Origin of the sequence: Pseudomonas cichorii (genome assembly GCF_015471405.1) — a bacterium.
Classification (GTDB): domain Bacteria; phylum Pseudomonadota; class Gammaproteobacteria; order Pseudomonadales; family Pseudomonadaceae; genus Aquipseudomonas; species Aquipseudomonas serbiensis.
This window is the reverse complement of record NZ_BLVZ01000010.1, coordinates 236,766-263,235: the sequence shown is the minus strand read 5'-3', so window position 1 is coordinate 263,235 and position 26,470 is coordinate 236,766. Positions and strand designations below refer to the sequence as shown.

The window sequence follows — 26,470 nt, the reverse complement described above, 5'->3', positions numbered from 1 at the left end:
CACGATCGGGCTTTCGGTCTGATAACTCTTTGATTTCTGTCCGTGATCCCTGACAATCGCGGCCCCCTGTTTTGGGTGGGACCTTTGACTGCCAAGTTTCGATATGTCCCACCCGATTTGAATAACCGGCCACGGAGACTAGACCGGATGAATGATCAGGCCAATGGCGTCGTAGAACGCCTGGATGCAGAACCCGCGAGCATAGCCGCGTGGAGTCGTCACGATACAACCTGGATGCTGGGACTGTTCGGTACCGCTATCGGTGCCGGCACCCTGTTTCTGCCGATCAACGCAGGTATCGGTGGTTTCTGGCCGTTGCTGGCGCTGGCGTTGCTGGCTTTTCCCATGACGTTTTATGCACACCGCGGTCTGACTCGCTTCGTTCTTTCCGGACGTGACGGGGCCGACATCACCGAAGTGGTCGAGCAACATTTCGGCAAGAGCGCCGGTGCAATGATCACGCTGCTGTACTTCTTTGCGATCTTCCCGATCCTGCTGATCTATAGCGTGGCGCTGACCAACACGGTCACCAGTTTTCTCGAACACCAGTTGCACGTACAGGCTCCGCCGCGGGCGTTGCTTGCCTTTCTGCTGATTCTTGGCCTGCTGTCTGTCGTGCGTTGTGGCGAGAGACTGATCGTCAAGGCCATGAGCCTGATGGTGTATCCGTTCATCGTGGCGCTTGTGTTTCTGTCGGTGTACCTGATTCCGCACTGGACCGGCGGCATCCTGAGCACCGCGACCACCTTGCCTGAGCCATCGGCGTTCCTGCCGGCGCTGTGGCTGGCGATTCCGGTGATGGTGTTCTCCTTCAACCACACGCCGATCATTTCAGCCTTTGCCGTGGATCAGAAGCGCCTGTACGGCAAGAACGCAGATGTGCGCAGTTCGCAGATTCTGGCCCGCGCCCACGGTTTGATGGTGGTGATGGTGCTGTTCTTCGTGTTCAGTTGCGTGCTGACCCTGTCGCCCGCACAACTGGCTGAAGCCAAGGCGCAGAACATTTCGATCCTCTCGTATCTGGCCAACCACTTCAGCAACCCGACCATCGCTTTTGTCGCACCGCTGATTGCGTTCGTGGCCATCGCCAAGTCCTTCCTGGGTCACTACATCGGTGCCAGCGAAGGCTTGAAAGGTCTGATCGTGAAAACCGGTCGTCGTCCTGCGCCTCGTACCCTGGACCGAGTGACTGCCGGTTTCATGCTGCTGGTGTGCTGGCTGGTCGCGACACTCAATCCGAGCATCCTGGGCATGATTGAAACCCTGGGTGGTCCGATTATCTCGGCGTTGCTGTTCCTGATGCCGATGTATGCCATCCACAAGGTTCCTGCCATGCGTCAATACGCTGGCAAGCTCTCCAACATCTTCGTGGTAACGGCTGGCATCGTGGCGATTACCGCGCTGGTTTATTCGCTGTTGCAGTAAGCCATTGATCTTCCACAGAGTCTGCTCTGACTCTGTGGAAGGTTTACCTGGTTTCAGATTCCCTTCCTGCCAGATCCTTGCGCTACGCCCAACTTACCGGTTCATGTCCAGAATCATGCAGGTCGTGCTGGCGGTGGCGTACAAACGATCATCCACGTCATACAGACGGCCTTCGGCCAGCGCCGTCGAACGTCCAAGATGAATGACTTTGCCTTCGGCCCTTACCGGTCCGACCTTGTCGCTCAGTGCTCGAACATAGCTGATCCGCAGATCGAGGGTTGTGTAGCCCTGGCCTTTCTTGAGTTGGGTATGGATAGCGCATCCCATGCATGAGTCCAGCAATGTTGCGGCATATCCACCATGCACGCTTCCAAGCGGGTTGTAGTGACGCTTGTCGGGTGTGCCTTGGAAAATGAACAGGCCAGGCAGCCACTGCAACGGGATGAAGTCCATCAGATCGCCAATCGGAGGGGAGGGGAATTCACCCCGGCCGATGCCTTCCAGAAAATCGACAGGTTCCAGTGCGGCCACTTCAGCAAGGCTGGTAGTACCCACCGGCCCCAGACGCGCCCGCATGTATCTTTCTTCCTCATGCCATAAAGCAAGTTTTTCATCGCGCGAAAGGTTTTGCATGGCGCCTTACTCCTGAGCGGAACAGGGATTGTCAGAAAAATTATGCTCATAATATTTATTTGATTGTTGCAGCAATGTAAAGCGCAAAAAAGGATGGCGTGCCGCCGTTCGAGCGCAGCAGGTACGCGAAGGCAGTGGCGAGGGAGGAGGGCTGTTTATAAAGCGCGGGTACAGGAATGCATCATTGGGGCGTGAATGCCCCAAGTTGCGGATTGCCGTACTGCCCGTTCAGTCAGGCAGTGCTATGGATGAGCTAGTGTTTTAATCCACCGGCTCCGGGTACAGAGGTTTTGACAGGTGCATGATGCTCGCATAGTCATACACATACTGGCGTCCTGCATGGCTGGTCGAACGCAGTTGATCGATCAGCAGCCGCTCTTTCTTGTTCAAGTATCTTAACGCCGGTTCTTCGCTGGACTTCAGGCGATCACGTTCATGGGCGTCAGGAAAGGCGATGACGTTCGTCATGAAATATCTCCTTGATTGAGTCCTTGCTTGCTGCGGTGTAGCCCCTGTTTAACAGCGGTTTACATTACCCACAAAAACTCTGTGCGGGAACCCTGAAAATGACGGGCGTGTCACAGAGCTTGAGTGACTTCAAAGGATTGGCGGTTGCCATTGATGGTGATTTCTACAGTATCGCCTTCAGATTTGCCCAGCAGATTCTGGCCCATAGGGGCGCGTGCGGTGATGACAGTAATCGGCTGATTGTCTGAATTGATCTTCAGCCCGGCCGCATCCGGGCCAATGAACAGGTATTGCGGTTGATCGCTGCTGGCCTCAAGGGCGACCAGATCACCTGTCTGAATGCCGCGCGCGTCATCGAATGGCTTGAGGGTCCAGCCCTGGTAAAGCGCCAGCGACTGACGAATTTCTTCTACACGACGAGCCTGACCCGCTGCCAGGTAGGAAGCTTCCAGCCCTAGCGTGTCATATTTGTTCTCGGCGATGTTTTCTTCGTGGGTCGCGGTTTCATAAGCGGTCTGCGCTGCACGCAGAGCGATATCCAGATCGATTTTCAGCCTGTCGATAATCTGTTGTAGAACGTCTGCCTTGTTCATGGTCTATCCGCAGTATTGATTGATACCCGCCCGGCTTTTATCGCTGGGGGCCGTGCGGTCCTGCTGCATCCAGAAGTCGCATTTCGAGCGACTGAAGTTTTTCTGCTGTTGCTCCTGGGCCTGCTCACGCGCCTGACGGGCTTCGCTTTCCCGAAGGCTCTGCTCGTATTTCTGGAACATGGTGTTTTCCGGCTCGACCGGCGGCGCAGCAGGTGCCCGCAGTTGAGCGGCGGCTTTTTCCAGCGCCTGTATCTGGGCCGGTGGCAGATTCTTGTAATACAGCATGCCCGTCAGCGCGACCGCCATTGCTCCCAGCCAGATGCCTAGTGCTATACAGAGGATCAGCTTCAGGGAGACATACAGTTCGCGACGGTTTGGGTAGGACGGCATGGCTGGACTCCAGACGTGGGCGACAGTGGCAATTGTGCCATGCCTTACGCTGGTGGAAACCTGTTGTTCTGAAGGACAATCAGCGTTTTTATCAATCCAGCCTCAGGGAGCCGGGATGAAAGCCTCTTGGGACATTTTTTGCAGCGTCGTCGATAACTATGGCGACGTCGGCGTGACCTGGCGTCTGGCCCGCCAGTTGGTGGCCGAGCATGGGATAGGCGTACGCCTGTGGATCGACGATCTGTCGGCGTTTGTGCGCCTGTATCCTCAGGCCAGTGCCGAGGCGGCTCAGCAGTGGCAGGAGGGCGTGAGCGTCTGTCACTGGCCCGAGTCCTGGGTGGATACGCAGGTGCCGGATGTCGTGATCGAGGCTTTTGCCTGCCGCCTGCCACCCGTGTACACCGACTCGATGTTGCAGCGTTCGCCCAGGCCTTTGTGGCTGAACCTGGATTATCTGAGCGCTGAAGAATGGGTCACCGGCTGCCATGGTCTGCCTTCGTTGCAGTCGAGCGGCTTGAAGAAGTTCTTTTTCTTTCCCGGCTTTCGCGAGACGACCGGCGGTCTGTTGCGTGAGCAGGGGCTCATTGCGCAGCGTCAGGCTTTTCAGCATGACAAGTCGGCACAGCAAGATTTCCTGCAGCAGTTGGGTGTCGAGCCGTGTGCCGGTGCTCGCCTGATTTCGGTGTTTGCCTACGAAAACCCCGGCATTGGCAGTTGGCTGGATCTGCTGGCCAATGATGAACGCCCCACCCATTTGCTGGTGCCCGAAGGTCGTGTGCTGGGTGATGTGCAGCGCTGGCTGGGGACCGATGCCTTGCAGGCCGGAGCTTTGCAGCAACGTGGCGCCCTCTGCATTCAGGTGTTGCCATTCGTCCGACAGCAAGACTATGACCGGCTTCTCTGGTGCTGTGATTTCAATGTCGTGCGGGGTGAGGACTCTTTCGTGCGTGCCCAATGGGCGGGGCGTCCGATGCTGTGGCATATCTATCAGCAGGAAGGCGATGCCCATTTGCCCAAGCTCGATGCCTTTCTGGAGCTCTACCTCGCCGGGCTTTCGCCTGCTGCCGGGCAAGCGCTGAATGAGTTGTGGCAGGCCTGGAGTGCCGGCCGGGATCTTGGGGCAAGCTGGCTGGCGCTGGGCGTTCACTGGGCCGAACTCGAAAAGCATGCCGAGCGCTGGTGTCTGGAACAGGCCTCGCAAACCGATCTTGCTGCGGCGCTAGTACAGTTTTGTCGAAATTCGCTATGATACGCGGCCTTGATATCAGGCTCTGTACGAAAAGTGCCTGCGCAGGCTATTTCTCGTACAGAGCCTTTGGCTATTTCAATCCAAATTCGGATATATGCAATGAAAACTGGTAAAGAGCTGAAACCCGGCACCGTGATTCGTATCGACAACGATCCTTGGCTGGTCCAGAAGGCCGAGTTCACCAAGTCCGGTCGTAACAGCGCGATCATGAAGACCAAGCTGAAGAACCTGCTGACCGGTTACAAGACTGAAACCGTATACAGCGCTGACGACAAGCTGGACGACGTGATCCTGGATCGTAAAGAAGCCACTCTGTCTTTCATCAGCGGTGACTCCTACACGTTCATGGACACCACTGACTACACCATGTACGAGCTGAACGCTGAAGACATCGAAGCCGTTCTGCCATTCGTCGAAGAAGGCATGACCGACGTTTGCGAAGCTGTGTTCTTCGAAGAGCGTCTGGTTTCCGTAGAGCTGCCGACCACCATCGTGCGTCAGATCGACTACACCGAAGGTTCCGCTCGTGGCGACACTTCGGGCAAGGTCATGAAGCCTGCCAAACTGAAAAACGGTACCGAGCTGAGCGTTGCTGACTTCATCGAAATCGGCGACATGATCGAGATCGACACCCGTGACGGCGGTTCCTACAAAGGCCGTGCCAAATAAGCATGGTCTTGTAACCCCGATACGCAAAAAACCCGCAGCGATGCGGGTTTTTTGTTTCTGCCGGTTTTACTTCAGATGTACTTTCAGCTCTTGCGAAGCCTGCAGCATCGCGGAGCGAACAGCGGGTACCTGACTGACCACGTTGAGCAAGCCGTAATCGTGGATCATGCCGTTGTAACGTACGGCCGTGACCGCCACTCCAGCCTGATCCAGCTTGCGGGCATAGGCTTCACCCTCGTCGCGAAGGACGTCTGCACTGGCTGTCTGTACCAGCGCAGGTGGCAGACCTTTCAACTGATCGATGGAGGCGCGCAGTGGCGAGGCATAGATCTCGTTACGTTGCGCCGCGTCAGTGGTGTAGTTGTCCCAGAACCACTTCATCATGTTGCGAGTCAGGAAGTGCCCTTCGGCATACTGGTCATAGGAACCGGTATTGAAGTTGGCATCCGTGACAGGCCATAGCAGCACCTGATATCTGAGCGCCGGAGTGCCCTTGTCCTTGGCCATCAGGGCGACCACTGCCGCCATGTTGCCGCCGACACTGTTACCCGCTACGGCCAGGCGCTTGCCATCGACATTGATTTCCTTGCCATGCTCGGCGACCCACTTGGTCGCGGCATAGGCCTGGTTGATTGCCGTCGGGTAATGCGCCTCCGGTGATGGCGTGTAGTTGACGAAGACCGCCACTGCCCCGGAACCCTCCACCAGGTCACGAACCAGGCGTTCGTGAGTCGGGAAGTCCCCCAGAACCCAGCCGCCGCCGTGGAAGAACATGAATACCGGCAAGGTCCCCTTCACACCGGCAGGTCGCACGATGTTCAGGCTGATGGACTGACCGTCCACCTTGATGGTTTTCTCGCTGACCTCGGCCTTGGGCAGCGTCAGCTTGACCCCGGCTTGAGCGCCGACCAATACCGCACGGGCATCCTTGGGCGACAACTGCTCGATGGGCTTTCCGGTACCTGAGTTCAAGGCATCCAGAAAGGCCTGAGTGTTGTGCTCGATGTCTGTGCTGCCGGCTGCAAAGGCGCTGCCAACGGACAGGGCCAGAAGAGTACAGGTCAAGACTTTGCTGAAGGTTTTCATGTTCGACTCCTGTGCCTGGGCGGGTTTAGACGGTTACATGCAAACGTACGTCGACATTGCCGCGGGTAGCGTTGGAGTAAGGGCAGACCTGGTGAGCGGCATCGACCAGTTGCTGGGCATCGGCTTGTTCAAGGCCCGGCAGGCTGATGTGCAGATCAATGTCCAGACCGAAGCCGCCTGGAATCTGACCAATGCCAACGTGAGCAGTGATCGAAGCGTCTGCCGGAATGCTGCGCTTGCTCTGGCCAGCGACGAATTTCAGGGCGCCGATGAAGCAGGCCGAATAGCCGGCAGCAAACAGTTGCTCCGGGTTGGTGGCTTCACCGCCTGCGCCACCAAGTTCTTTAGGGGTCGACAGTTTGACGTCGAGGATCTTGTCGCTGGAAACAGCACGGCCGTCACGGCCACCGGTAGCAGTTGCAACAGCGGTATAGAGAGTGTTCATGGCATTACCTCGCAGGCTGGTTTGATTGTTCGCAAAAATATTGTGCGCTAACTAAGTGGCTGTAAATTTATAGCGCAAATATTTGGCGCGCAAGTTAATTTTTGAAAATCAGGGCTGCCTACGCATCCGCAAGGATGGAATCGTCATCCGGACATGGATTTAAATCTATTTAAAACAAAGGCTTATGATTTTTTTTGCCGTTCGTCGGCATGGCGCCGCAAGGCACGGGATGGCTTGCGCTTCGCTTAAAGGCTGTCATGCAGGTGGGTACGCAGCTCCAGCAGCTCGCTCTGCAGCACGCGCAATTTATCCAGAGTCAGTCCGCTGGACGAGAGGATACAGCCGGGAACGTCTCTGGCCTTTTGCTGAAGAGCGCGTCCCTGTTCTGTCAGATGCAGCAAGACCACTCGCTCGTCTTCCTTGCTGCGGGTGCGGCTGATGAAGCCTTCGGTTTCGAGACGCTTGAGCAGTGGCGTCAATGAGCCGGGATCGGTCAGCAGGCGCGTGCTGACATCACCGACGGTCAAGCCGTCTTTTTCCCACAGCACCATCATCGCCAGATACTGCGGATAGGTCAGCCCCAGTGCCTGGAGCAAGGGTTTGTAGACCTTGGTCATCATCAGCGAAGTGGAGTAGAGGGCGAAACACAGTTGGTTATCGAGCAGCAACGAGTCGCAATCGGCAGAAGTATCGGGGTCAAGACGGTCTTCGGCATTCATGGCCAATCCTCGTAAGCGGTGAAAATGTATCTAATTTAGTGCTGCGATCTTTAATGCGCCAGATAAATCAGGACGATCGTGGGTGCTGGATGCGAATCGTAGCCGGCCCAGGCACAGGATCCCGATGGATTCTCATGCATTGATCGTATGCCTGCGGGCCAAGACTGCGTAGCATTCACACCCGTGGGCTGACTGGGGGCGTGGTGTGATTGAAGTTGTGATGTTCGTATTGATGGGGGCCGCGATGGGCACCCTGGGTGGGCTCTTCGGAATTGGTGGTGGACTGGTCGCAATTCCGGCGCTGGGAGTATTGTTCGGGCTTGATCAGCAATTGGCGCAAGGCACGGCATTGCTGATGGTGTTGCCCAACGTTTTGCTGGCCTTGTGGCGTTATAACCAGCGCAATCGTGTGCTGTTACGCAATGCGTTGATGCTTGTCATTCCCAGTTTCTTCCTGGCCTGGTTGACCTCCCTGCTGGCGGTCAGGGTCGATGCGCAACACATGCGTATCGGATTCGTGGTTTTCCTGATCCTGTTGACGATTTTCAACCTTGCCCAGATGTTCTCGCGCAAGGGGCAGGCCAGTACGCAGTTGCGTCACGTCAACTGGCTGTGGCTTCTGGGGGTCGGCTCCGGCGTCACCGGTGGGTTGTTCGGGGTTGGCGGCGGGGTGGTTGCCACGCCGATTCTCACCAGCGTATTCGGTGCGACTCAGGTTGTTGCGCAGGGGCTTGCCTTGACGCTGGCGGTGCCTAGCACGGCGATTACCTTGTTCACCTATGCGCTGCATGACCATGTCAATTGGTCCATGGGGATTCCTTTGGCAATTGGTGGCCTGGCCAGCGTCAGTTGGGGCGTGAAGCTGGCGCACTCGATGCCAGAGCGGCTGCTGCGGTACCTGTTCTGCCTGTTTCTGGTGTTCTGTGCCGTGATCCTGATGTTCAAGCTCTGAGGTCTTTCTACGCTTAAAGTCCTGACAGAGCGTCGCAAAATCGGCTAGCGTTGCAGGCTCGGTCGGGAGTCTTGAATGTCTGTAGAGCTACCCCTCAAGCAAGCACGTCGCCTGGCACTGGCTGCTCAGGGTTTCAGTGGGCGCCAGCCGCCAGCCACCATCAAGGCCAGCCACGTCGCGCAGTTGATCCGGCGACTCGGTGTGGTGCAGATCGACTCGGTCAATGCGCTGGTTCGTTCACACTACCTGCCGTTGTATTCACGATTGGGCAACTATTCGCAGACGTTGCTGGATCAGGCTGCCTGGAGTCAGGGGCGGTATCGCACGCTGTTCGAGTATTGGGGGCACGAGGCTTCGCTGCTGCCCATCGAGCTGTATCCGCTGATGCGCTGGCGGATGAAGCGTGCAGCCCAGGGCGAAGGTATTTATCAGCAACTGGCCCGCTTTGGTCGTGAGCAGCAGCCGGTTATCGAGAGAGTCTTGCAGGCTGTTCATGAGCGGGGTGCGTTGGGGGCTGGCAGCCTCAGTTCTCGACAGGAGCGCGCAGGCCCCTGGTGGGACTGGAGTGCCGAGAAGCTTGCGCTGGAATGGTTGTTTGCTGCGGGTGAAGTCACGGTGGCCGGGCGTCGAGGTTTCGAGCGTCTGTATGACCTGCCGGAGCGAGTGTTGCCGGCTACCATCCTCGATCAGCCGGAAATCAACGAGGCCCAGGCCCAGCGTGGTCTGTTGCTGCATGCGGCAAAGGCCTTGGGTGTCGGTACGGAAAAGGACCTGCGGGATTATTTTCGACAGGATCCGCTCCCCAGCCGTCTGGCTCTTGCCGAGCTGGTCGAAACGGGCGAGTTGCAAAGGGTTCGGGTCGAAGGCTGGAAACAGCCTGCTTTCTGTCTGCCGGATATCCCGGAGCCTCGAAAAGTGTCGGCCAGCGCCTTGCTGTCGCCGTTCGACTCACTGATCTGGGAGCGTGCGCGCACCGAGCGGCTGTTCGATTTCCGCTATCGACTGGAGATCTACACGCCACAGCACAAGCGGGTTTACGGCTATTACGTCTTGCCGTTCCTGCACAACGAGCGTATCGCCGCGCGGGTCGACCTTCGTTCCGAACGGGCGGCAGGCTGTCTGGCGGTGCATGCCGTGCATGAAGAGGCGCGCGGGTTGGGCGAGGAGGGCAGAGAGGCATTGACCCGAAACCTGCGCCAGTTGGCCGACTGGCTGGGGCTGCCAGATATACGAATCGTACAGACCGTGTGAAAACTACTGCGCTCGGCCATGCTGCGTTGAAAACAGGCTCGTGCGCGAGTCCGGACTGGGCGCCCCCATCGCAATGCTCATTTACAACACGTAAAGTCGAGCGCGACTCCGACCGTTCCTCGCCTGTTTTCGCCTTGCCTGACCTTCGCTCGCTACGTTTTCACACGGTCTGCGCAGGAGCGACTTCAGTCGCGAATATCGGCCTTCGCGAATGAAGTCGCCCCCACGGTTTTTCAGCGTTTCACTTGCTTCAATGTCTCTGCAATCAAAAACGCCAGTTCCAGCGACTGATCGGCATTCATCCGTGGGTCGCAATGGGTGTGGTAACGATCCGACAATCCATCTTCGGTAATCGGGCGTGCGCCGCCGATGCATTCTGTGACGTTCTGGCCGGTCATTTCTATGTGGATACCGCCTGCGTAAGTGCCTTCGGCCTGATGCACCTGGAAGAACTGTTTCACTTCCCCGAGGATCTGCGCGAAGTCACGGGTCTTGTAGCCGCTGCTGGCCTTGATGGTGTTGCCATGCATCGGATCCGAACTCCACAGCACCTTGCGGCCTTCACGTTCCACGGCGCGAATCAGTTGCGGCAAGTGATCGCCGACCTTGTTGGCGCCCATGCGGGCGATCAGGTTCAGGCGGCCCGGATCGTTGTCGGGGTTGAGGGTGTCGATCAGGCGAATGAGGTCGTCGGTGTTCATGCTCGGGCCGACCTTGACCCCGATCGGGTTATGGACGCCGCGCAAGAACTCCACGTGGGCACCGTCCAGTTGTCGGGTGCGGTCGCCGATCCACAGCATGTGCGCCGAGCAATCGTAAAAGTCGTTGGTCAGGCTGTCGCGTCGCACGAAGGCTTCTTCGTAGTTCAGCAGCAAGGCTTCGTGAGCGGTGAAGAAACTGGTTTCGCGCAATTGTGGCGAACTGTCCAGGCCGCAGGCGCGCATGAATGCCAGGGTTTCGTCGATGCGGTCAGCCAGTTGGCTGTACTTCTGCGCCAGTGCCGAATTGGCAATGAAGTCCAGGTTCCACTGATGGACTTGATGCAGATCGGCAAAACCGCCCTGCGCGAAGGCTCGCAGCAGGTTCAGGGTGGCCGTGGACTGGTGATACGCCTGCAGAAGGCGCTCCGGGTCAGGGACGCGGCTCTTCTCGTCGAAACCGATAGCGTTGATGATGTCGCCGCGATAGGCCGGGAGCGTCACGCCGTCGATGGTTTCGTCGTTGGCCGAGCGAGGCTTGGCAAATTGCCCGGCCATGCGCCCGACCTTGACCACAGGGCAGCCAGCGGCAAAGGTCATTACCACGGCCATTTGCAGCAACACTTTGAACGTGTCGCGAATCTTCGCTGCCGAAAACTCCATGAAGCTTTCAGCACAATCGCCGCCTTGCAGCAGAAATGCACGGCCCTGAGAAACTTCGGCAAACTGGCGGCGCAGGTCTCGGGCTTCTCCGGCGAACACCAGAGGAGGATAGCTTGCCAGGCGTTGTTCGACTTCTGACAGGTGCGCGGCGTCAGGGTATTGAGGTTGTTGCTGAACAGGTAATGCCCGCCAGCTGTCGGGGCTCCAGGGTTGGCTCATTATTGGCTCTTGTGGGATATGCAATCGAATCGGCATGTTAACAGTTCAGGGTCGGGCTGCCAGCGCGCGCAGGACGAGCAGGCTCGATAGTTGTGACAAATGCTCTCGCTTGGCTGACAATTCGCCCTTTGCGCTCGGCGCGATTGCCAACCGGGAGAGGTGATGACTGAAGAGCGTGAGCGCGAAGAACGAATCCTGGCCGAAGTACATGATGATTTCGGCATGATTCGCGTGCTGGAGGTGGATGAGTATCGCTTCCTTGAATTTGGCGATGCCATTGAACAGAGTTGTACCTTCACTGCCGACCCTAGCTGGCTTGAGTATGACTACACCCGCGCCATGCTGATCGGTGCCTTGTGCCATGAAGCCCCCGAGAGCGCGTTGTTTCTCGGGCTGGGCGCCGGCACCCTCACTCAAGCCTGCATGAAGTTTCTGCCGCTGGACGATGTGGAAGTCATCGAGCTGCGCCCGGATGTCCCGCGCCTGGCAATCGAGTACATGGGGCTGGATGATGATCCGCGGCTGTATATCCGTATTGGCGATGCACTTGAGCTGCTCGACAGTGCGGAAACTGCCGACCTGATCTTTGTCGATCTCTATACCGATGTCGGCCCGGGAGCCGGGCATCTGGCGTGGAATTTTCTCCAGAGTTGCCAGCAGCGCCTCAATCCGGGCGGGTGGCTGATCATCAACCAGTGGGCCACCGATGACGGCAAGCCTTTGGGGGCGGCGTTGCTGCGCGGGCTTTATCACCGCCACTACTGGGAACTGCCGGTGAAGGAGGGCAATGTCATCCTCATCGTGCCGGCCGATCTGGAGCAGACCCTGAACGTCGAGTCGCTGACCCGCCGCGCCGAGGTGCTTGCGCCGCAGTTGGGCTACTCGTTGCTCCCCTTGATCAAGGACATTCGTTCGGCAACCTGACAGGGAATCAAGCGGTTCGACGAGAAGCTGGAGTGAGACATTTCGCCGCATGTCGCGATGCGTGATCCCATTCATATGCATGAATGGGTGAAACGTTTAATTGATTGTGCCCGTAATCGCGGGCTCTCAAGGGATTCCGGTTTGTTTGCCCAGTTGCGCGATGCCTGCAAGCAGCGCTCCAGCCGCCAATATTTTGTAAAAAAAGCCTCACTTTCAAACGCAATTCCGGTATAGTGCGCGCCGGCCTTAAGAGGCCCTCGTCAGGTATTGCAGTTTTCCGAAGCCTGCTTCGGTAGCTTGTCCGTTTAGGACTATTCTTGACGATCCATTCATCAAACGTTTTCGCAAATCCCCGCCGACAAAGCAGCCAGGGTGACCTCAAGGTCGTACACGGCACGCGCAGCTTTGAAGCATGGGTCTTTGCGGATGCACCAGAGGCAGACCCATGACCCAGGAAATCGGCGGCTTCGCCGCTCTCGACCTTCATCCGAGTATTGTTGCAGCCGTCATCGCGACCGGCTACGAAGAGCCTTCGGCCATTCAGCAGCAATCCATCCCGATTATTCTTGCCGGCCACGACATGATCGGCCAGGCGCAGACCGGTACCGGTAAAACCGCCGCGTTCGCCCTGCCTATCCTGCATCGTATCGATCCGAGCAAGCGTGAGCCGCAAGCCCTGATCCTTGCTCCGACCCGCGAGCTGGCACTGCAAGTCGCCACCGCGTTTGAAACCTACGCCAAGCAGATGCCGGGCGTGACTGTTGTTGCCGTATACGGCGGTGCGCCAATGGGCCCGCAGCTCAAGGCTATCCGCAATGGCGCGCAGATCGTTGTCGCCACTCCAGGTCGTCTGTGCGATCACCTGCGTCGTGATGAAAAAGTCCTCGCTACCGTGAACCATCTGGTTCTCGACGAAGCGGACGAAATGCTGAAGCTGGGCTTCATGGACGACCTGGAAGTCATCTTCAAGGCCATGCCTGAAAGCCGCCAGACCGTTCTGTTCTCGGCTACCCTGCCGCAGTCGATCCGTGCCATCGCCGAACGCCATCTGCGCGATCCGAAGCACGTCAAGATCCAGACCAAGACCCAGACCGTTACCGCGATCGAGCAGGCTCACCTGCTGGTTCACGCTGACCAGAAGACCTCTGCCGTACTGAGCCTGCTGGAAGTCGAGGACTTCGACGCCCTGATCATGTTCGTCCGCACCAAGCAGGCGACCCTGGATCTGGCCAGCGCTCTGGAAGCCAAAGGCTACAAGGCCGCTGCGCTGAACGGCGACATCGCCCAGAACCAGCGTGAGCGCGTTATCGATTCCCTCAAGGATGGCCGTCTGGACATCGTTGTGGCGACCGACGTTGCTGCCCGTGGTCTCGACGTTCCGCGTATCACTCACGTGTTCAACGTGGACATGCCTTACGATCCTGAGTCCTACGTTCACCGTATCGGCCGTACCGGCCGTGCCGGTCGCGAAGGTCGTGCGCTGCTGCTGGTGACTCCACGTGAGCGCCGCATGCTGCAAGTGATCGAGCGTGTGACTGGCCAGAAAGTCGTGGAAGTCCGCCTGCCGGATTCCCAGGCAGTTCTGGATGCCCGCATCAAGAAACTGACCAACAGCCTGTCGCCGTTGGTGGCTGATGCAGAAGCCAGCCACGGTGACCTGCTGGATCGCCTGACTGCCGACATCGGCTGCACGCCACGTGCTCTGGCCGCTGCCCTGCTGCGCAAGGCTACCAACGGTCAGGCTCTGACGCTGTCCGCCATCGAGCGTGAGCGTCCACTGGTGCCGAACAACGCGCCGCGTGCTGATCGTGGTGAGCGTAGCGACCGTGGTGATCGTCCTGAGCGCGAGCGTCGTGCTCCGTTGCCTCTTGCCGAAGGCCGTGCTCGTTGCCGTACCGCGCTGGGCGCGCGTGATGGTATTGCTGCCAAGAACCTGCTGGGTGCAATCCTCAACGAAGGCGGCCTGGCCCGCGAAGCGATCGGCCGTATCCAGGTTCGTGACAGCTTCAGCCTGGTCGAGCTGCCGGAAGATGGCCTTGAGCGTCTGCTGACCAAGCTCAAGGACACCCGCGTTGCTGGCAAGCAGTTGAAGCTGCGTCGCTATCGCGAAGACTGATCGACACCTGAGTTGATCGTCAGATGAAAAAATCCCCGACTGGTTCGGGGATTTTTTTTGCCCTGGATTCAGTCAGTCAAACCGGTAGATATCCATACCCAGTGCTCCCATGGTGAAGCCCTTATAGGCAATGCTGAATCTGCCGCCAGCCCCGCTTGCGAAATACAGCGGTAACAGGTGCTCATCGCTCGGATGGTTGCGTACTGCATGTGGCGCGAGTGTGCGGTAGTTGTGCAGTGCCGGCTCGTCGTTGCTTTCCAGTCGTTCGGTCATCCAGTCACGAAACTCTTTTGCCCAGGGCTCGATGCTTTCCGGGCCGGCATTCCAGTCCAGCTCGCGCAGGTTATGGGTAATGCTGCCGGAGCCTATGATCAGCACGCCTTGTTCGCGCAAGCTGGCGATCGCCTGGCCGACACGGGTCTGCAAGGCGGGGCCTTGGCGGCTTGGCAGCGAAATCTGCACTATCGGGATATCGGCTTGCGGATACATCAACGACAGCGGTACCCATACACCATGGTCAAAGGGGCGGCGGCTGTCTGTGCGGGCTGGCAGACCGCTTGCAGCCAGCAGCTCGACCAGCTCGGCGGTCAGTGTCGGCAAACCTTTGGCCGGGTACTGAACAGCGAACAGAGCGGCCGGGAAGCCACCGAAGTCATGCCAGGTTTCCGGTTGCGGATTGCCGTTGACGATCAGTTCGTTGCTTTCCCAGTGCGCTGAAACAATCACGATGGCCCTGGGTCTGGGCATTTCGCTCGCCAGACGGGTCAGCGCCGGGCCGCTCTCGCCGGGTTCAAGCGCCAGCATGGGAGAACCGTGGGAGATAAACAGGCTGGGGAACATGATGAAGTCCTGAGTCTTTGAGATGCGCCTATCTTGGGGCAGGGCATTGATCGGAATCCAATATAAGTTCTTAGGCGTTCTGATCGAAATTTCTGAAGTGTTGGCGGTGCGGCAATTAGAGGCCTGCAAGGCAGGCACAAAAAAGGGCGACTCGCGTCGCCCTTTCTGGATTGCAGCTCTGGATCAACCGCGACGACGCAGCGCCTCGATACGTTCTTCCAGTGGCGGGTGGCTCATGAACAGGCCAGCCAGACCGTGTTTCAGGCCGCCATTGATACCGAAAGCGCTCATGGTGCTAGGCATATTGACCGGTACGCCCTGCTCGGAGCGCAGGCGTTGCAGCGCGCCAATCATTGCGCTGGTGCCAGCCAGTCGGGCACCGGCTTCGTCAGCCCGGTATTCGCGCTTGCGCGAGAACCACATCACGATGGCGCTGGCCAGGAAGCCCAGTACCAGTTCGGCAAAGATCGTGGTGATGTAGTAGGCGATACCCTGGCCGTTTTCAGTCTTGAAGATCACCTTGTCGACGAAGTTGCCGATGATCCTCGCAAAGAACATCACGAAGGTGTTCACAACGCCCTGCACCAGAGCCAGCGTCACCATGTCGCCATTGGCTACGTGACCGATTTCGTGAGCCAGCACGGCTTTTACTTCATCGGGCGAAAAACGCTCCAGCAAACCCTGGCTGACCGCAACCAGCGCGTCGTTCTTGTTCCAGCCTGTGGCGAAGGCATTGGCCTCGTAGGCAGGAAAAATACCGACTTCCGGCATTTTGATGCCCGCTTCCCTGGACAGTTGTTCAACGGTCTGCAGCAACCATTGCTCATGGCGAGTGCGAGGCTGGGTAATGATCTGCGTGCCGGTGCTCATTTTTGCCGACCATTTGGAGATGAGCAGCGAGAACAGAGAGCCGGCGAAACCGAACACGGCGCAGAAGACCAGCAGCTGATTGAGGTTGAGATCAACCCCGTTGGCCGCCATGAACCCATTGAAGCCAAAAAGGCTCAAGGTGATGCTGGCAATCAGCACGACCGCAAGGTTAGTGGCCAAAAACAGCAAAATGCGCATCATGGTCGAAACGTTCTCCTCGGGAATAAATGCAACGTGATGCCGGGTATATAAGGTGATGCCCGCTGCTATTCAACAGGGGGACTATTTCAAACTGTGTCGTTTTGTCGTATTCGATGTTAATCCTCCCAACCTGAATGGCACCTGAGCCAATGCTGCGGGCGTTTTGTTGGAGGATTGAGGGACGGCGGGGGCGGGGAGATATTGCAGGAACTGCCCCGAATCGGGTTCGGGGCAGGAGGTCAGGTGGCTTACTGCTTGTAGCCCTTGACGAAGTTACCGATGCGTCCGATGGCCTGTTCAAGGTCGTCGACACGTGGCAGCGTCACCACGCGGAAGTGGTCAGGCCATGGCCAGTTGAATGCGGTGCCCTGTACCACCAGCAGCTTTTCCGACAGCAGCAGGTCGAGGACGAATTTTTCGTCGTTATGGATAGGGCAGACCTTCGGGTCGATACGCGGGAAGGCGTACAGCGCGCCCATGGGTTTGACGCAGCTTACGCCGGGAATGTCGTTGAGCAGCTCCCAGGTGCGGTTGCGTTGTTCCAGCAGGCGTCCTTGCGGCAGAACCAGGTCGTTGATGCTCTGGTAGCCGCCCAGTGCCGTTTGAATGGCGTGCTGGCTCGGTACGTTGGCGCACAGTCGCATGTTGGCCAGGATGTCGATGCCTTCGATGTAGCTCTGGGCATTGTGCTTGGGGCCGGAAATTGCGACCCAGCCGGAACGGAAGCCCGCAACGCGGTAAGACTTGGACAGGCCGTTGAAGGTCAGGCACAGCAGGTCCGGTGCCAGCGATGCGGTGCTGATGTGTACAGCTTCGTCGTAGAGGATCTTGTCGTAGATCTCGTCCGAGAACACCACCAGATTGTGCTGGCGAGCCAGCTCCAGCATCCCCAGGAGTACTTCCTTGGAATACACGGCGCCGGTCGGGTTGTTCGGGTTGATGATGACCATGGCCTTGGTGTTCGGCGTGATCTTGGCCTTGATGTCTTGCAGGTCAGGCCACCAGTTGGCCTGCTCATCGCACAGGTAATGCACCGGGTTGCCGCCTGCCAGGCTGACGGCAGCGGTCCACAGTGGGTAATCCGGGGCCGGGATCAGGACTTCGTCGCCATTGTTGAGCAGCGCCTGCATCGACATCACGATCAGTTCGGAGACGCCGTTGCCCAGGTAGATGTCCTCGATGCCGATGCCGTCGACCTGTTTCTGCTGGTAATACTGCATCACGGCCTTGCGAGCGCTGAACAGGCCCTTGGAGTCACTGTAGCCCTGGGCTGTCGGCAGATTGCGGATCACGTCCTGGAGGATTTCGTCCGGCGCCTCGAAACCAAACGGTGCCGGGTTGCCGATATTCAGCTTGAGGATGCGATGACCTTCCTCTTCCAGGCGTTTGGCGTGCTTGAGCACTGGCCCGCGAATGTCATAGCAGACGTTTGCGAGCTTGTTCGATTTGCTGAACTGCATGTGATTGATCCCGAAAATGGACGAGTTGTTGCTTGCTTGCAACGAAGGTCGCTGGACATGACCCGATGAAAATGGGTTTGTATGCGACAAACGCGGGTGACAGACTGACATCTGATGAGGCGCAATCATACGTGCCACCCGATCAGTGGAAAAGACACAGATCGGGCTTTTTCGGATTCGGAGGTGTACCTGTGGACAAGTTGCACAAGACGCTTGAAGAGTGGAAGCAAATGCTCGATCCAGAGCAGTACAACGTCTGTCGCCTGAAAGCGACCGAACGACCTTTTACGGGCAAGTACAACGGCACGAAGACCCCGGGCGTCTACCATTGTGTGTGTTGTGACGAGGCGTTGTTCGATTCTGCCACCAAGTTCGATTCCGGCTGTGGCTGGCCGAGTTTCCATGCGCCGATAGAAGGCAGTGCGGTGGTAGAAGTACGCGATATCAGCCACGGGATGATTCGTACCGAGGTGGTGTGCGCGAAATGCGATGCCCATCTGGGGCATGTATTCCCCGATGGCCCGCCACCGACGGGCCTGCGTTATTGCATCAATTCGGTGTGCCTGGATCTGGTGCCACGGGCGTAGCCCTGTCATGTTCGTTGTCTGGCTTATCGACCTCTATCAACAGGGGAAATTGAATGCGCGCGTCATTCGATTGCAGGCTAACGTCATCATTCATTTTTGTGAGGCATCGTCATGAGCGAAAACCTGTTGAGCATTCCTTGCACCACGATCAAGGGTGAGCAGAAGACCCTGGCCGATTTCGCGGGTAAAGCGGTGCTGGTGGTCAATACGGCAAGCAAGTGTGGTTTCACCCCGCAATACAAGGGGCTTGAGGAACTCTGGCAGCAGTATCGCGACCGCGGGCTGGTGGTGCTGGGCTTTCCCTGCAACCAGTTCGGCAAGCAGGAGCCGGGCAATGAAGGGGCTATCTCCGAATTCTGCGAGCTGAATTACGGTGTCAGCTTCCCCTTGTTCAAAAAGATCGACGTCAACGGCAGTCAGGCTCATCCGCTGTTCGTGCAGTTGAAGAAGAAAGCGCCGGGCCTTCTGGGTTCGGAGCGTATCAAGTGGAACTTCACCAAGTTCCTGGTCGACAGGGAGGGGAAACTGGTCAAGCGCTTTGCCCCGCTGACCAAGCCCGAAGAGTTGACCGGCGAGATCGAAGCCCTGCTCAAATAGCCCGGTTGTCCTGCACGAGCGGAATCCACTGGTCCAGCATGCTGACCAGTTCCGCTCGGCGAAACGGCTTGGCCAGATAGTCGTTCATGCCCGCTGCCCTGCAACGTTCACGCTCTTCGGGCATGGCGTTGGCGGTCAGGGCGACAATAGGCAGGTCGGGCCAGCGCCCGCTGCTGCGGATCTGGCGGCTGGCCTCGTAACCGTCCATGACTGGCATGTTGCAGTCCATCAGGACCAGATCGAAGTAACTGTGCTCCAGTTGCTCGATGGCCTCTGCTCCATGGGCACTGACAATCACTTCGCAGCCCAGTTTGCTGAGCATGCCCTTGGCGACCAGTTGATTGACCGGGTTGTCTTCCACCAACAGGATTCGTGCCGGGCGCTGGGTCGCCAGTTCTTCGGGAGATGTATCGTTTACCCCCGATTCCTCCATATGCAGGGCGCGTCGCAAGGTGTTGTAGAGCGCATTGCGGGCCAGCGGTCGAGCCTGCTGCTGCAAGGGCGCCAGGGCGCTGACCTGCTCGACGGGCATGAAGTTGCCATAGGCGGTGACCAGCAGAATGGGCACCTGTGTGGCCGGACGTATCGCGAACAGGCATTCCGGGCAATCGGTAATCACCAGGTCGGTATGCGGGTCGAGTTCCAGCTCGCAGGTTTGATCGTCGATGCCCCGGCGGGTGAAGTCGACTCCCCAGGTGGGCAGCAGGGTGCCAAGCAGTTCCACCAGGCCGCTGCCCGCCATGCTGATCACCGTCACGCGCCCCTTGAGCGCTGGCGGCATGACGGCTGTCAGGTGGACCGGCAACGGTAGCTCGGCACAGAACAGGCTGCCGAAGCCTGACTGCGACTGGATACTCAGCTTGCCGTTCATGGCCTCGCACAAGTTGTAAGTCAGGGCCAGCCCAAGCCCGGTGCCGCCAAATTGCCGGGTGATTGCGGTTTCGGCCTGGGTGAAAGGCTGGAAGATCCGTTCCTGAGCTTCCTTGGCGATGCCAATGCCAGTGTCGCGTACTTCGATCCGCACCCGGTTTTCACGAGTTTCAGGGTCCGGCGCGCAGGAAAGACGCACATCCACGCGCCCGAAACGAGTGAACTTGAGGGCGTTGGAGAGCAGGTTGCTGACGATCTGCCTGACCCGTGTAGGGTCGCCGATCACCAGCGGGGGGAAGTCCGGGGCGATCAGGCAGGTCAGCTCCACGCTGGGTGCAGCGTTCTGCGAGAGCAGGTTGGCGGTGTCTTCGACCAGTGTGCCCAGATCGAAAGGGATGTGCTCGATTTCCAGGTGCCCGGCGTTGAACTTGGACATGTCGAGAATATCGTTGAGCAGTTCGACCAGCACCTTGCCCGAGTCGTGGGCAATCATCAGTTGCTGGCGTTGCTCGGCGCTGAGCGGGCCATCCAGTGACAGGGCCAGCATTCCCAGCAGTCCGTTGAGCGGCGTGCGGATCTCGTGGCTCATGTGCGCCAGGAAGGCCGAGCGGGCGTGGGCCATGTCCAGTGCGGTGCTGCGGGCGATCTGCAATTCTTCGTTGGACTGGCTGAGGCGAATGTTGCTGGCCTTGAGTTCGTTGGTGCGTGCCGAAACGATGTTTTCCAGTTCGTTCAAGTGATTGGTGAGTCGATCCTCGGCCTCTCGGCGTCTGGCGAACTCGGTACTCATGGTTTCGATATGCAGGTTGAATGTCTTGACCAGCACGCCGATTTCATCGTTTTCATGATTGGGCGGGCAGGCCATTTTCTTCTGGATCGGGCTGCGCGGATCGTGACGGCTCAAGTCGCGGATCAGATTGACCAGCGGCTTGGTCAGGGTCGCGTAGAACAGCATGGTCAGAATTCCCGCCAGTACGAGGCTGCGGACGAAGCCGTTGAGCAGGGTGATCTCTGCCCGTTGCAGGAAGTGGCTGCCGAAGGCAAAGGTATCGACGGTCAGGCTCAGGGTCCCGATCACCTCGCTGGGCATATGGTCCAGGTGCAGGACTTCCTCGAAATGCCGGCTTTCGCCGAACAGCCAGTCACTGAGCATCCGGTAGCGCCCGCTCGCCATGGGGCGTTCGACGCTGGAGAGCACCATATTGTTGTTATCGGTCAGCCGGGCGCTGACCACGGCCGGGGAGTGCAGCAGGCCGAGAGTCAGCTCCTGGGCCAGTTCGGCGTCGATGTTGTACGCCATGCGTGAAGCCGGGTTGTGGCTGATTTCCATCAAAGAGCCAATTTCACGATCGATGGAGGCATCTTCGCTGGCATAATCGAGGGCAATCTGGAACAGGCTGAGCAAGGTTCCAAGAATGAAACCGATCAATACGGCCATCCGGGCCTGCTTGAACGACAGCCTGTTAGTGAACGATATATCCATGGAGTTCAGTCGCTTCTGGTACCCGGTGCGGGGCTAGCATAGCCGATCATGCATTGTCGTTAATCAGTTAAATATAAGGAGGTTTCGTGGATTCTCGGTTGATGGCTTTTCTGGAGCGCGCCGATGCCGTGCTGGCTCGTCTTGAGCCCTTGTTGCCTGCCGTTCGCGAGCCTGTCGACTGGTCCGCGACCCTGGCGGCGCGTTGGGTGCGCGAGGGGCGCAGCGGTTATCTGTTGCCGCTTGAAGTCAGCCTGACCATGCGCCTGTCCGATCTGATCGGGGTCGATCTGCAACGTGATCAACTGGGGCGCAATACTCGCCAGTTCATCGATGGCCTGCCTGCCAACCATGCGCTGCTGTGGGGTTCGCGTGGCACTGGCAAGTCTTCGTTGATTCGCGCCTTGCTGGCCGAGTATGCCGGGGCAGGCTTGCGTCTGATCGAAATCGAGCGCGATCATCTGGGTGACCTGCCGCGTCTGGTCGAGCACTTGCAGAAACTGCCGCAGCGTTTCGTGCTGTTTTGCGATGACCTCTCTTTCGAGTCGGGCGAGGGTGATTATCGCGTACTCAAGAGCGTGCTCGATGGCTCGCTGGAGCAGGCGCCGGACAACGTGCTTCTGTATGCAACCTCCAACCGCCGCCATCTGGTGCCCGAGAAGGAGAGCGATAACGAAAACTGGAAGCATGTGGATGGCGAACTGCATCCCAGCGAGGCGGTCGAGGACAAGATCGCGTTATCGGATCGCTTTGGCCTGTGGCTGTCTTTTTATCCGTTCACCCAGGAGCACTTCCTGAATGTGGTGGAGCACTGGATTAGCCAGTTGGCACAGAGTGCCGGTCTGACCTGGCAGCGTGATGAAGAGCTGGACAAGGCTGCTGTCCGTTGGGCGACAGGGCGGGGTAATCGTAATGGTCGTTGTGCCTATCAGTTTGCGCGTTACTGGGTAGGCCTGAAATTGTTGGAGCAACAGGCATGATCGATTTGCAGGGTGTGGGTGCAGGCCAGGAAGGTTATGACCTGCTCGCCGCACAGTTACAGGCATTGTTGGCCGATGAGCGTGATTTCATTGCCAATGCCGCGCAGTTTTCTGCGTTTCTCCATACCCAGATAACGGATCTGAACTGGGCCGGCTTTTATCTGAATCGCAACGAAGAGCTGGTGCTCGGGCCGTTCCAGGGCAAGGTTGCCTGCGTGCGGATTCCATTCGGGCGTGGTGTGTGCGGTGCTGCGGCACAAAGTCGGCAAACCCAGCGGGTTGAAGATGTTCATGCATTTGCCGGGCACATCGCTTGCGACAGTGCCTCGAACAGTGAACTGGTCATCCCGTTGATAAAGGAAGGGCGCCTGATAGGTGTGCTGGATCTGGATAGCCCGAAGCTGGGGCGATTCAAGGAGGAGGATCAGAAGGGGATCGAGCGTATGGCGGCTATCTTTCTGGCGTCCACCGACTGTTGAGTCGGGAGCCTTTCCGCCGTTGCGCAGTGCAGCGCAACGGCGGTGCGGTTATCAATCGTAGATAACCTTCTTCTTCCATTCCGATTCGACTTCGTCGGCCTTCAGGCCTTCAGTCAGGGCGTTGTCATCGTCATCGGTAGGCGCAGTATTGGTCAGCACCATGGAGTTGGCGCGGGCCAGTTGTTTTTCCATGGCCTGCAACTGTTGTTGATAGGTCACAGGGTCCGGCTGGTTGCGCAGGTATTGCACGCCGCGCTCGAATGCCAGGCGGGCCTGACCCGGCTGCTCTTGAGAGAGTGCAAGCTGGCCCAGGTTATTGAAGAACTCGATATGCAGGTTCACCAGGATGACGCGGATTTCACGAATCCAGTGTTTGGCTTCGCTGGTCGGCAGAAAGCCGTCATGGGCGGCGCGAGTGACCTGGCCATGAAGCGCTTCCAATAGAAAGCGAATGTCCTTGGCCTTGGCTTCGGTCTGGATCGGGCTGACCTGATTGGTAACCTGAATGCGGTCGCCTTGGGCTACCAGTTCTTCCAGTTCGGTGACGCGGGTCTTGAGCTGCGTGTTGCTTTTTTCCAGCGCAAGCATGCGCTGCACGACATTGAGCTCAAGACGGGTCAGCAACAACTTGAGGGCTGGCGACATTAGCTGGCCAGGGAAGGTTTCGCTGATTTCACTGCAACGCCGCAGTCGGTCGCTGAGTTCTACCTTTGCGCGAGCCTTGTCCAGTTTGCTGTTTTCAGCGACATGGTTCAGGTAGCCAATCGCTATAAGCAGCGCGATACCAGCTACTACCATCAGCGTGATCATGAGTGGTGTCACTGCGCAAACCTCATTTTTTCCGTAAATATTGTGCGAGTGTAGTGGCTAAGCACTATTGCGCATAGATGCCTCCGTCGGACATTGCAACTAAATGTTCTCTTTAGACAAGGGTTTTCCGGCCAACGGTCTTCACCTTAAAGAGGGGCGAAGTCGTTGATTTAAATAAATTTTCAGAATGGGGTTGACGACCTGCCAAACCATCCATAGAATGCGCGCCACTTACAGCGTAAAGCACACAGCGAAGCGCAATAAGTAGTGAATGTTGCACGTGTGTCCCCTTCGTCTAGTGGCCTAGGACACCGCCCTTTCACGGCGGTAACAGGGGTTCGAGTCCCCTAGGGGACGCCATATTGCGGGAATAGCTCAGTTGGTAGAGCACGACCTTGCCAAGGTCGGGGTCGCGAGTTCGAGTCTCGTTTCCCGCTCCAGTTTTATACAATCTTGCTTTAGGGCGAGGTTGAGTGAAACCAGAACCAAGTCTTCGGATGCGGATCTGGACACTGGAACACACACCATGTGTTCCGGGTAGTGTGTCCCCTTCGTCTAGTGGCCTAGGACACCGCCCTTTCACGGCGGTAACAGGGGTTCGAGTCCCCTAGGGGACGCCATTGCGGGAATAGCTCAGTTGGTAGAGCACGACCTTGCCAAGGTCGGGGTCGCGAGTTCGAGTCTCGTTTCCCGCTCCATATTCTACGAAAACGCCGCTCATTGAGCGGCGTTTTTGTTTTTGCCTTTTCCCTTTGTGTGCCCCCCAGTCATCAGGGGGCACGTTTTTTCCTTCTATATATAAGAAAGCCTTCAAGGCATCTGTGGCCGCTCGTTCGGGCGCAAATCGAAGACCAGTACTTCGGCATCGACGCCTTCACTCAACTGAATCAGTTGTTCGTTGCGCAGACGCACACCATCTCCTTCTCCAAGCCGTTCGCCATTGAGCACAACACTGCCGCGGGCTACATGCACGTAGGCATGACGGTCGGCTGCAAGTTTGAGGCTGGCCGTTTCATCTCCATCGAACAGACCGGCATAGACCCGGGCATCCTGACGAACTTTCAACGAGCCGTCGTTTCCTTCGGGGGAAATGATCAACTGCAAGCGGCCGCGTTTCTGTTCAGGGCTGAAATGCTCTTGCTGATAGTTCGGTTCAGCACCCGCCACATTCGGCACAATCCAGATCTGCAGGAAATGAACCTGTTCGCTTTTGGAGTGGTTGAACTCGCTGTGAGCGACGCCACTGCCAGCACTCATCAATTGCACATCGCCAGGGCGGATGACCGAACCGGTTCCCAGTGTGTCCTTGTGTTCCAGAGCACCTTCGAGCACATAGGAGAAAATCTCCATGTCGCGGTGGGGGTGTTGGCCGAAGCCTTTGCCTGCTGCAACACGGTCATCGTTGATCACCAACAGATCGGAAAACCCTTGTTCCAGCGGGTTGTAGTAGTTGGCAAACGAGAAGGTATGAAACGATTTCAGCCAGCCATGGTTGGCTGCGCCACGTTCGGAAGCTTTGCGAAGAGTCAGCATGATTCTTTCTCCATCCAGATGTCGACGCTGCACATTCAGGTATCGACCAAGTGAGATAGAGGTTACTGGTTATCGAAGTGCGTAATAAGTAGCTGAAAAACGAATGACTGTCCTGTTCTGGTTGACAGTCAAGGGCGTGCAGCAGAGCTGGCTCATCTTCGTCATAATGCGCAGTCTGTCTTCCCACCTTATTCAAGTGATGCACAACTTATGAAAACTGTGGCGATGGTTCTATTCCCGGACTTTCTCTTGCTCGACATGGCTGGGCCTATCGAGGTTTTTTCCATTGCCAATCGCTACCTGCATCCCGATAAGCACTATCAGATATCGACCATAGGGACCGAGCAGGGCGCTCTTCGTGCGTCCAGCGGCGTAAACATCGTGGCCGACCGGCATATGGATCAGGCCATCGAGGATTACGACCTTCTGTTGATACCCGGAGGGCCGGGTGCTTACAACGAAAGGCACCAGCCTTTATTGAACTGGTTGAATGAGGTTGCGCCCCGTTCTTCTTGCTATGGCTCCATCTGTACCGGGGCCTTCATTCTGGGAGATGCCGGGCTGCTCGACGGGCACCGCGTCACTACCCACTGGCATTACACGGACCGGCTCATCAAGCGTTTCCCCAAGGCGCAGGTGGAAACCGATCAGATCTACATCCGGGACCGCAACCTCATGACGTCGGGTGGCGTCACTGCCGGTATCGACCTCGCTCTCGCGGTTGTGGCTCAGGACCATGGCAAGAAGGTCGCTCAGGATGTGTCCAAAGTGCTGCTGGTATTAATGAAGCGCCAAGGCGGCCAGGCACAGTTCAGCCCCTTGATGACTGCCGTCGCCCTTCAGGAAACCGCCATCACTCGTGTGCAGAACTATGTGCTGGAGCATCTGGACGAGGCCTTCAGCATCGAGCGCATGGCAGGATTGGCCAACATGAGTGCCCGACACTTTGCCCGCACCTTTGCTCGTGAAGTCGGGATGACGCCCATGGACTTCCTGCAAAACGCCCGTATCGATCACGCGAGGAACCTGCTGGAAACCACGGACCTGCCGCTCAAGACCGTGGCGTATAAAAGCGGCTTCGGCAGCGTGCGACACATGCGGTTTTTATTCAGCGGCAGGATCGGGCTGACGCCAGCCCAGTATCGTGAGCAATTCAGCTAGGACTGTGCGGGGCTGCATAGCCCCGGCTCCCTCCGAGCCCAACGAGCGCTTCAACGGCTGATTCCACTCCCCATTGTCCGTATTGCGCACCGCAATGACCGT

At 57.8% G+C, this 26,470-nt stretch carries 26 protein-coding genes and 4 tRNA genes; 16 read left to right on the top strand and 14 right to left on the bottom strand.

Annotation, left to right across the window (positions count from 1 at the left end):
• Positions 1-147: 147 nt before the first annotated feature.
• A complete protein-coding gene (locus JL015_RS17805) occupies positions 148-1,425 on the top strand; it encodes an HAAAP family serine/threonine permease (RefSeq protein WP_200999919.1) in 1,278 nt (425 codons plus the stop codon).
• 93 nt (positions 1,426-1,518) lie between these two features.
• On the opposite strand, the gene JL015_RS17800 is transcribed toward JL015_RS17805, so the two are convergent.
• From JL015_RS17800 to JL015_RS17785, 4 genes are all read right to left on the bottom strand, one after another.
• The gene (locus JL015_RS17800; RefSeq protein WP_201019384.1) at positions 1,519-2,058 is read right to left on the bottom strand and encodes a PaaI family thioesterase; all 540 of its coding nucleotides are present in this window, start codon (positions 2,056-2,058) and stop codon (positions 1,519-1,521) included.
• 261 nt (positions 2,059-2,319) lie between these two features.
• Positions 2,320-2,526, bottom strand: coding sequence for a hypothetical protein (locus JL015_RS17795; RefSeq protein WP_200999917.1), 207 nt, complete (start codon positions 2,524-2,526; stop codon positions 2,320-2,322).
• A gap of 110 nt (positions 2,527-2,636) precedes the next feature.
• A complete protein-coding gene (locus JL015_RS17790) occupies positions 2,637-3,119 on the bottom strand; it encodes a GreA/GreB family elongation factor (RefSeq protein WP_201019383.1) in 483 nt (160 codons plus the stop codon).
• Between the two features lie 3 nt (positions 3,120-3,122).
• A complete protein-coding gene (locus JL015_RS17785) occupies positions 3,123-3,509 on the bottom strand; it encodes a hypothetical protein (RefSeq protein ID WP_201019382.1) in 387 nt (128 codons plus the stop codon).
• A 115-nt stretch (positions 3,510-3,624) separates the two neighbouring features.
• Between JL015_RS17785 and earP the strand changes: the two genes are divergently transcribed.
• Both earP and JL015_RS17775 read left to right on the top strand, forming a co-directional pair.
• Complete coding sequence (earP, locus tag JL015_RS17780) at positions 3,625-4,758, top strand: elongation factor P maturation arginine rhamnosyltransferase EarP (RefSeq protein WP_201019381.1); 1,134 nt, start codon at positions 3,625-3,627, stop codon at positions 4,756-4,758.
• A gap of 99 nt (positions 4,759-4,857) precedes the next feature.
• Positions 4,858-5,427, top strand: coding sequence for an elongation factor P (locus tag JL015_RS17775; RefSeq protein WP_025261272.1), 570 nt, complete (start codon positions 4,858-4,860; stop codon positions 5,425-5,427).
• Between the two features lie 66 nt (positions 5,428-5,493).
• On the opposite strand, the gene JL015_RS17770 is transcribed toward JL015_RS17775, so the two are convergent.
• The 3 genes from JL015_RS17770 to JL015_RS17760 all read right to left on the bottom strand — a co-directional run bounded on the left by JL015_RS17770 (position 5,494) and on the right by JL015_RS17760 (position 7,677).
• Positions 5,494-6,513 (bottom strand): alpha/beta hydrolase, encoded by a 1,020-nt coding sequence (locus JL015_RS17770; RefSeq protein WP_201019380.1) that lies wholly within the window; start codon positions 6,511-6,513, stop codon positions 5,494-5,496.
• A 25-nt stretch (positions 6,514-6,538) separates the two neighbouring features.
• A complete protein-coding gene (locus JL015_RS17765) occupies positions 6,539-6,958 on the bottom strand; it encodes an organic hydroperoxide resistance protein (protein ID WP_201019379.1) in 420 nt (139 codons plus the stop codon).
• A gap of 245 nt (positions 6,959-7,203) precedes the next feature.
• Complete coding sequence (locus JL015_RS17760; RefSeq protein WP_201019378.1) at positions 7,204-7,677, bottom strand: MarR family winged helix-turn-helix transcriptional regulator; 474 nt, start codon at positions 7,675-7,677, stop codon at positions 7,204-7,206.
• A 205-nt stretch (positions 7,678-7,882) separates the two neighbouring features.
• Here JL015_RS17760 and JL015_RS17755 point away from each other — a divergent pair, with 205 nt between their 5' ends.
• Together JL015_RS17755 and JL015_RS17750 are read left to right on the top strand one after the other, a co-directional pair.
• Positions 7,883-8,629, top strand: a complete 747-nt coding sequence (locus JL015_RS17755) for a sulfite exporter TauE/SafE family protein (protein WP_200999910.1) — start codon at positions 7,883-7,885, stop codon at positions 8,627-8,629.
• 75 nt (positions 8,630-8,704) lie between these two features.
• On the top strand, positions 8,705-9,880 hold the full coding sequence (locus tag JL015_RS17750; protein ID WP_201019377.1) for a winged helix-turn-helix domain-containing protein: 1,176 nt from the start codon (positions 8,705-8,707) through the stop codon (positions 9,878-9,880).
• A gap of 233 nt (positions 9,881-10,113) precedes the next feature.
• Here JL015_RS17750 and JL015_RS17745 read toward each other — a convergent pair whose 3' ends face one another.
• The gene (locus JL015_RS17745) at positions 10,114-11,460 is read right to left on the bottom strand and encodes a class II 3-deoxy-7-phosphoheptulonate synthase (protein WP_200999908.1); all 1,347 of its coding nucleotides are present in this window, start codon (positions 11,458-11,460) and stop codon (positions 10,114-10,116) included.
• A gap of 162 nt (positions 11,461-11,622) precedes the next feature.
• On the opposite strand from JL015_RS17745, the gene JL015_RS17740 reads away from it, so the two are divergent.
• Positions 11,623-12,384 (top strand): spermidine synthase, encoded by a 762-nt coding sequence (locus JL015_RS17740; RefSeq protein WP_200999907.1) that lies wholly within the window; start codon positions 11,623-11,625, stop codon positions 12,382-12,384.
• Between the two features lie 412 nt (positions 12,385-12,796).
• Positions 12,797-14,500: a DEAD/DEAH box helicase gene (locus JL015_RS17735; protein WP_201019376.1), complete on the top strand. Its 1,704-nt coding sequence runs from the start codon at positions 12,797-12,799 to the stop codon at positions 14,498-14,500.
• Positions 14,501-14,572: 72 nt separating this feature from the next.
• On the opposite strand, the gene JL015_RS17730 is transcribed toward JL015_RS17735, so the two are convergent.
• The 3 genes from JL015_RS17730 to JL015_RS17720 all read right to left on the bottom strand — a co-directional run bounded on the left by JL015_RS17730 (position 14,573) and on the right by JL015_RS17720 (position 17,871).
• Positions 14,573-15,340, bottom strand: coding sequence for a DODA-type extradiol aromatic ring-opening family dioxygenase (locus tag JL015_RS17730; RefSeq protein ID WP_201019375.1), 768 nt, complete (start codon positions 15,338-15,340; stop codon positions 14,573-14,575).
• Positions 15,341-15,523: 183 nt separating this feature from the next.
• Complete coding sequence (htpX, locus tag JL015_RS17725; RefSeq protein WP_025261263.1) at positions 15,524-16,411, bottom strand: protease HtpX; 888 nt, start codon at positions 16,409-16,411, stop codon at positions 15,524-15,526.
• Positions 16,412-16,659: 248 nt separating this feature from the next.
• Positions 16,660-17,871 (bottom strand): pyridoxal phosphate-dependent aminotransferase, encoded by a 1,212-nt coding sequence (locus tag JL015_RS17720; RefSeq protein ID WP_025261262.1) that lies wholly within the window; start codon positions 17,869-17,871, stop codon positions 16,660-16,662.
• Positions 17,872-18,062: 191 nt separating this feature from the next.
• Here JL015_RS17720 and msrB point away from each other — a divergent pair, with 191 nt between their 5' ends.
• Both msrB and JL015_RS17710 read left to right on the top strand, forming a co-directional pair.
• Complete coding sequence (msrB, locus tag JL015_RS17715) at positions 18,063-18,458, top strand: peptide-methionine (R)-S-oxide reductase MsrB (RefSeq protein WP_236123884.1); 396 nt, start codon at positions 18,063-18,065, stop codon at positions 18,456-18,458.
• Positions 18,459-18,569: 111 nt separating this feature from the next.
• Entirely contained in the window at positions 18,570-19,055 is a 486-nt protein-coding gene (locus JL015_RS17710) for a glutathione peroxidase (protein ID WP_200999903.1), read from the top strand.
• Here JL015_RS17710 and JL015_RS17705 read toward each other — a convergent pair.
• Complete coding sequence (locus JL015_RS17705; protein WP_201019374.1) at positions 19,048-21,408, bottom strand: hybrid sensor histidine kinase/response regulator; 2,361 nt, start codon at positions 21,406-21,408, stop codon at positions 19,048-19,050. The two genes, JL015_RS17710 and JL015_RS17705, sit on opposite strands and share 8 nt — an antisense overlap.
• An 86-nt stretch (positions 21,409-21,494) precedes the next feature.
• Between JL015_RS17705 and JL015_RS17700 the strand changes: the two genes are divergently transcribed.
• Together JL015_RS17700 and JL015_RS17695 are read left to right on the top strand one after the other, a co-directional pair.
• Entirely contained in the window at positions 21,495-22,385 is an 891-nt protein-coding gene (locus JL015_RS17700) for an ATP-binding protein (protein ID WP_200999901.1), read from the top strand.
• Positions 22,382-22,864 carry a GAF domain-containing protein gene (locus JL015_RS17695; protein ID WP_201019373.1) on the top strand — a complete coding sequence of 161 codons (483 nt, stop codon included), beginning with the start codon at positions 22,382-22,384 and terminating at the stop codon, positions 22,862-22,864. The genes JL015_RS17700 and JL015_RS17695 overlap by 4 nt, the downstream gene beginning before the upstream one ends.
• 51 nt (positions 22,865-22,915) lie before the next feature.
• Here the strand turns inward: JL015_RS17695 and JL015_RS17690 are convergent, their stop codons facing one another.
• On the bottom strand, positions 22,916-23,674 hold the full coding sequence (locus JL015_RS17690; protein WP_200999899.1) for a hypothetical protein: 759 nt from the start codon (positions 23,672-23,674) through the stop codon (positions 22,916-22,918).
• Between the two features lie 284 nt (positions 23,675-23,958).
• Here JL015_RS17690 and JL015_RS17685 point away from each other — a divergent pair.
• From JL015_RS17685 to JL015_RS17670, 4 genes are all read left to right on the top strand, one after another.
• Positions 23,959-24,034, top strand: a tRNA-Glu gene (locus tag JL015_RS17685).
• Positions 24,035-24,038: 4 nt separating this feature from the next.
• Positions 24,039-24,114 (top strand) — tRNA-Gly (locus JL015_RS17680).
• Positions 24,115-24,218: 104 nt separating this feature from the next.
• Positions 24,219-24,294 (top strand) — tRNA-Glu (locus tag JL015_RS17675).
• 2 nt (positions 24,295-24,296) lie between these two features.
• Positions 24,297-24,372, top strand: a tRNA-Gly gene (locus tag JL015_RS17670).
• Between the two features lie 112 nt (positions 24,373-24,484).
• Here JL015_RS17670 and JL015_RS17665 read toward each other — a convergent pair.
• The gene (locus JL015_RS17665; RefSeq protein WP_201019372.1) at positions 24,485-25,207 is read right to left on the bottom strand and encodes a pirin family protein; all 723 of its coding nucleotides are present in this window, start codon (positions 25,205-25,207) and stop codon (positions 24,485-24,487) included.
• Between the two features lie 210 nt (positions 25,208-25,417).
• Here JL015_RS17665 and JL015_RS17660 point away from each other — a divergent pair, with 210 nt between their 5' ends.
• Positions 25,418-26,368 (top strand): GlxA family transcriptional regulator, encoded by a 951-nt coding sequence (locus JL015_RS17660; protein ID WP_201019371.1) that lies wholly within the window; start codon positions 25,418-25,420, stop codon positions 26,366-26,368.
• Positions 26,369-26,470: the final 102 nt, after the last annotated feature.

Bases quoted from the DNA above. Each gene is read 5' to 3' on its own strand.
- JL015_RS17795 (WP_200999917.1), bottom strand. From the start codon at position 2,526: ATGACGAACGTCATCGCCTTTCCTGACGCCCATGAACGTGATCGCCTG.
- JL015_RS17695 (WP_201019373.1), top strand. From the start codon at position 22,382: ATGATCGATTTGCAGGGTGTGGGTGCAGGCCAGGAAGGTTATGACCTG.
- JL015_RS17730 (WP_201019375.1), bottom strand. From the start codon at position 15,340: ATGTTCCCCAGCCTGTTTATCTCCCACGGTTCTCCCATGCTGGCGCTT.
- JL015_RS17765 (WP_201019379.1), bottom strand. From the start codon at position 6,958: ATGAACACTCTCTATACCGCTGTTGCAACTGCTACCGGTGGCCGTGAC.
- JL015_RS17690 (WP_200999899.1), bottom strand. From the start codon at position 23,674: ATGATCACGCTGATGGTAGTAGCTGGTATCGCGCTGCTTATAGCGATT.
- JL015_RS17710 (WP_200999903.1), top strand. From the start codon at position 18,570: ATGAGCGAAAACCTGTTGAGCATTCCTTGCACCACGATCAAGGGTGAG.
- JL015_RS17665 (WP_201019372.1), bottom strand. From the start codon at position 25,207: ATGCTGACTCTTCGCAAAGCTTCCGAACGTGGCGCAGCCAACCATGGC.
- JL015_RS17705 (WP_201019374.1), bottom strand. From the start codon at position 21,408: ATGGATATATCGTTCACTAACAGGCTGTCGTTCAAGCAGGCCCGGATG.
- htpX (WP_025261263.1), bottom strand. From the start codon at position 16,411: ATGATGCGCATTTTGCTGTTTTTGGCCACTAACCTTGCGGTCGTGCTG.
- JL015_RS17785 (WP_201019382.1), bottom strand. From the start codon at position 3,509: ATGCCGTCCTACCCAAACCGTCGCGAACTGTATGTCTCCCTGAAGCTG.
- JL015_RS17800 (WP_201019384.1), bottom strand. From the start codon at position 2,058: ATGCAAAACCTTTCGCGCGATGAAAAACTTGCTTTATGGCATGAGGAA.
- JL015_RS17660 (WP_201019371.1), top strand. From the start codon at position 25,418: ATGAAAACTGTGGCGATGGTTCTATTCCCGGACTTTCTCTTGCTCGAC.
- JL015_RS17760 (WP_201019378.1), bottom strand. From the start codon at position 7,677: ATGAATGCCGAAGACCGTCTTGACCCCGATACTTCTGCCGATTGCGAC.
- JL015_RS17790 (WP_201019383.1), bottom strand. From the start codon at position 3,119: ATGAACAAGGCAGACGTTCTACAACAGATTATCGACAGGCTGAAAATC.
- JL015_RS17735 (WP_201019376.1), top strand. From the start codon at position 12,797: ATGGGTCTTTGCGGATGCACCAGAGGCAGACCCATGACCCAGGAAATC.
- JL015_RS17770 (WP_201019380.1), bottom strand. From the start codon at position 6,513: ATGAAAACCTTCAGCAAAGTCTTGACCTGTACTCTTCTGGCCCTGTCC.
- JL015_RS17805 (WP_200999919.1), top strand. From the start codon at position 148: ATGAATGATCAGGCCAATGGCGTCGTAGAACGCCTGGATGCAGAACCC.
- JL015_RS17720 (WP_025261262.1), bottom strand. From the start codon at position 17,871: ATGCAGTTCAGCAAATCGAACAAGCTCGCAAACGTCTGCTATGACATT.
- JL015_RS17740 (WP_200999907.1), top strand. From the start codon at position 11,623: ATGACTGAAGAGCGTGAGCGCGAAGAACGAATCCTGGCCGAAGTACAT.
- JL015_RS17775 (WP_025261272.1), top strand. From the start codon at position 4,858: ATGAAAACTGGTAAAGAGCTGAAACCCGGCACCGTGATTCGTATCGAC.
- JL015_RS17745 (WP_200999908.1), bottom strand. From the start codon at position 11,460: ATGAGCCAACCCTGGAGCCCCGACAGCTGGCGGGCATTACCTGTTCAG.
- earP (WP_201019381.1), top strand. From the start codon at position 3,625: ATGAAAGCCTCTTGGGACATTTTTTGCAGCGTCGTCGATAACTATGGC.
- JL015_RS17750 (WP_201019377.1), top strand. From the start codon at position 8,705: ATGTCTGTAGAGCTACCCCTCAAGCAAGCACGTCGCCTGGCACTGGCT.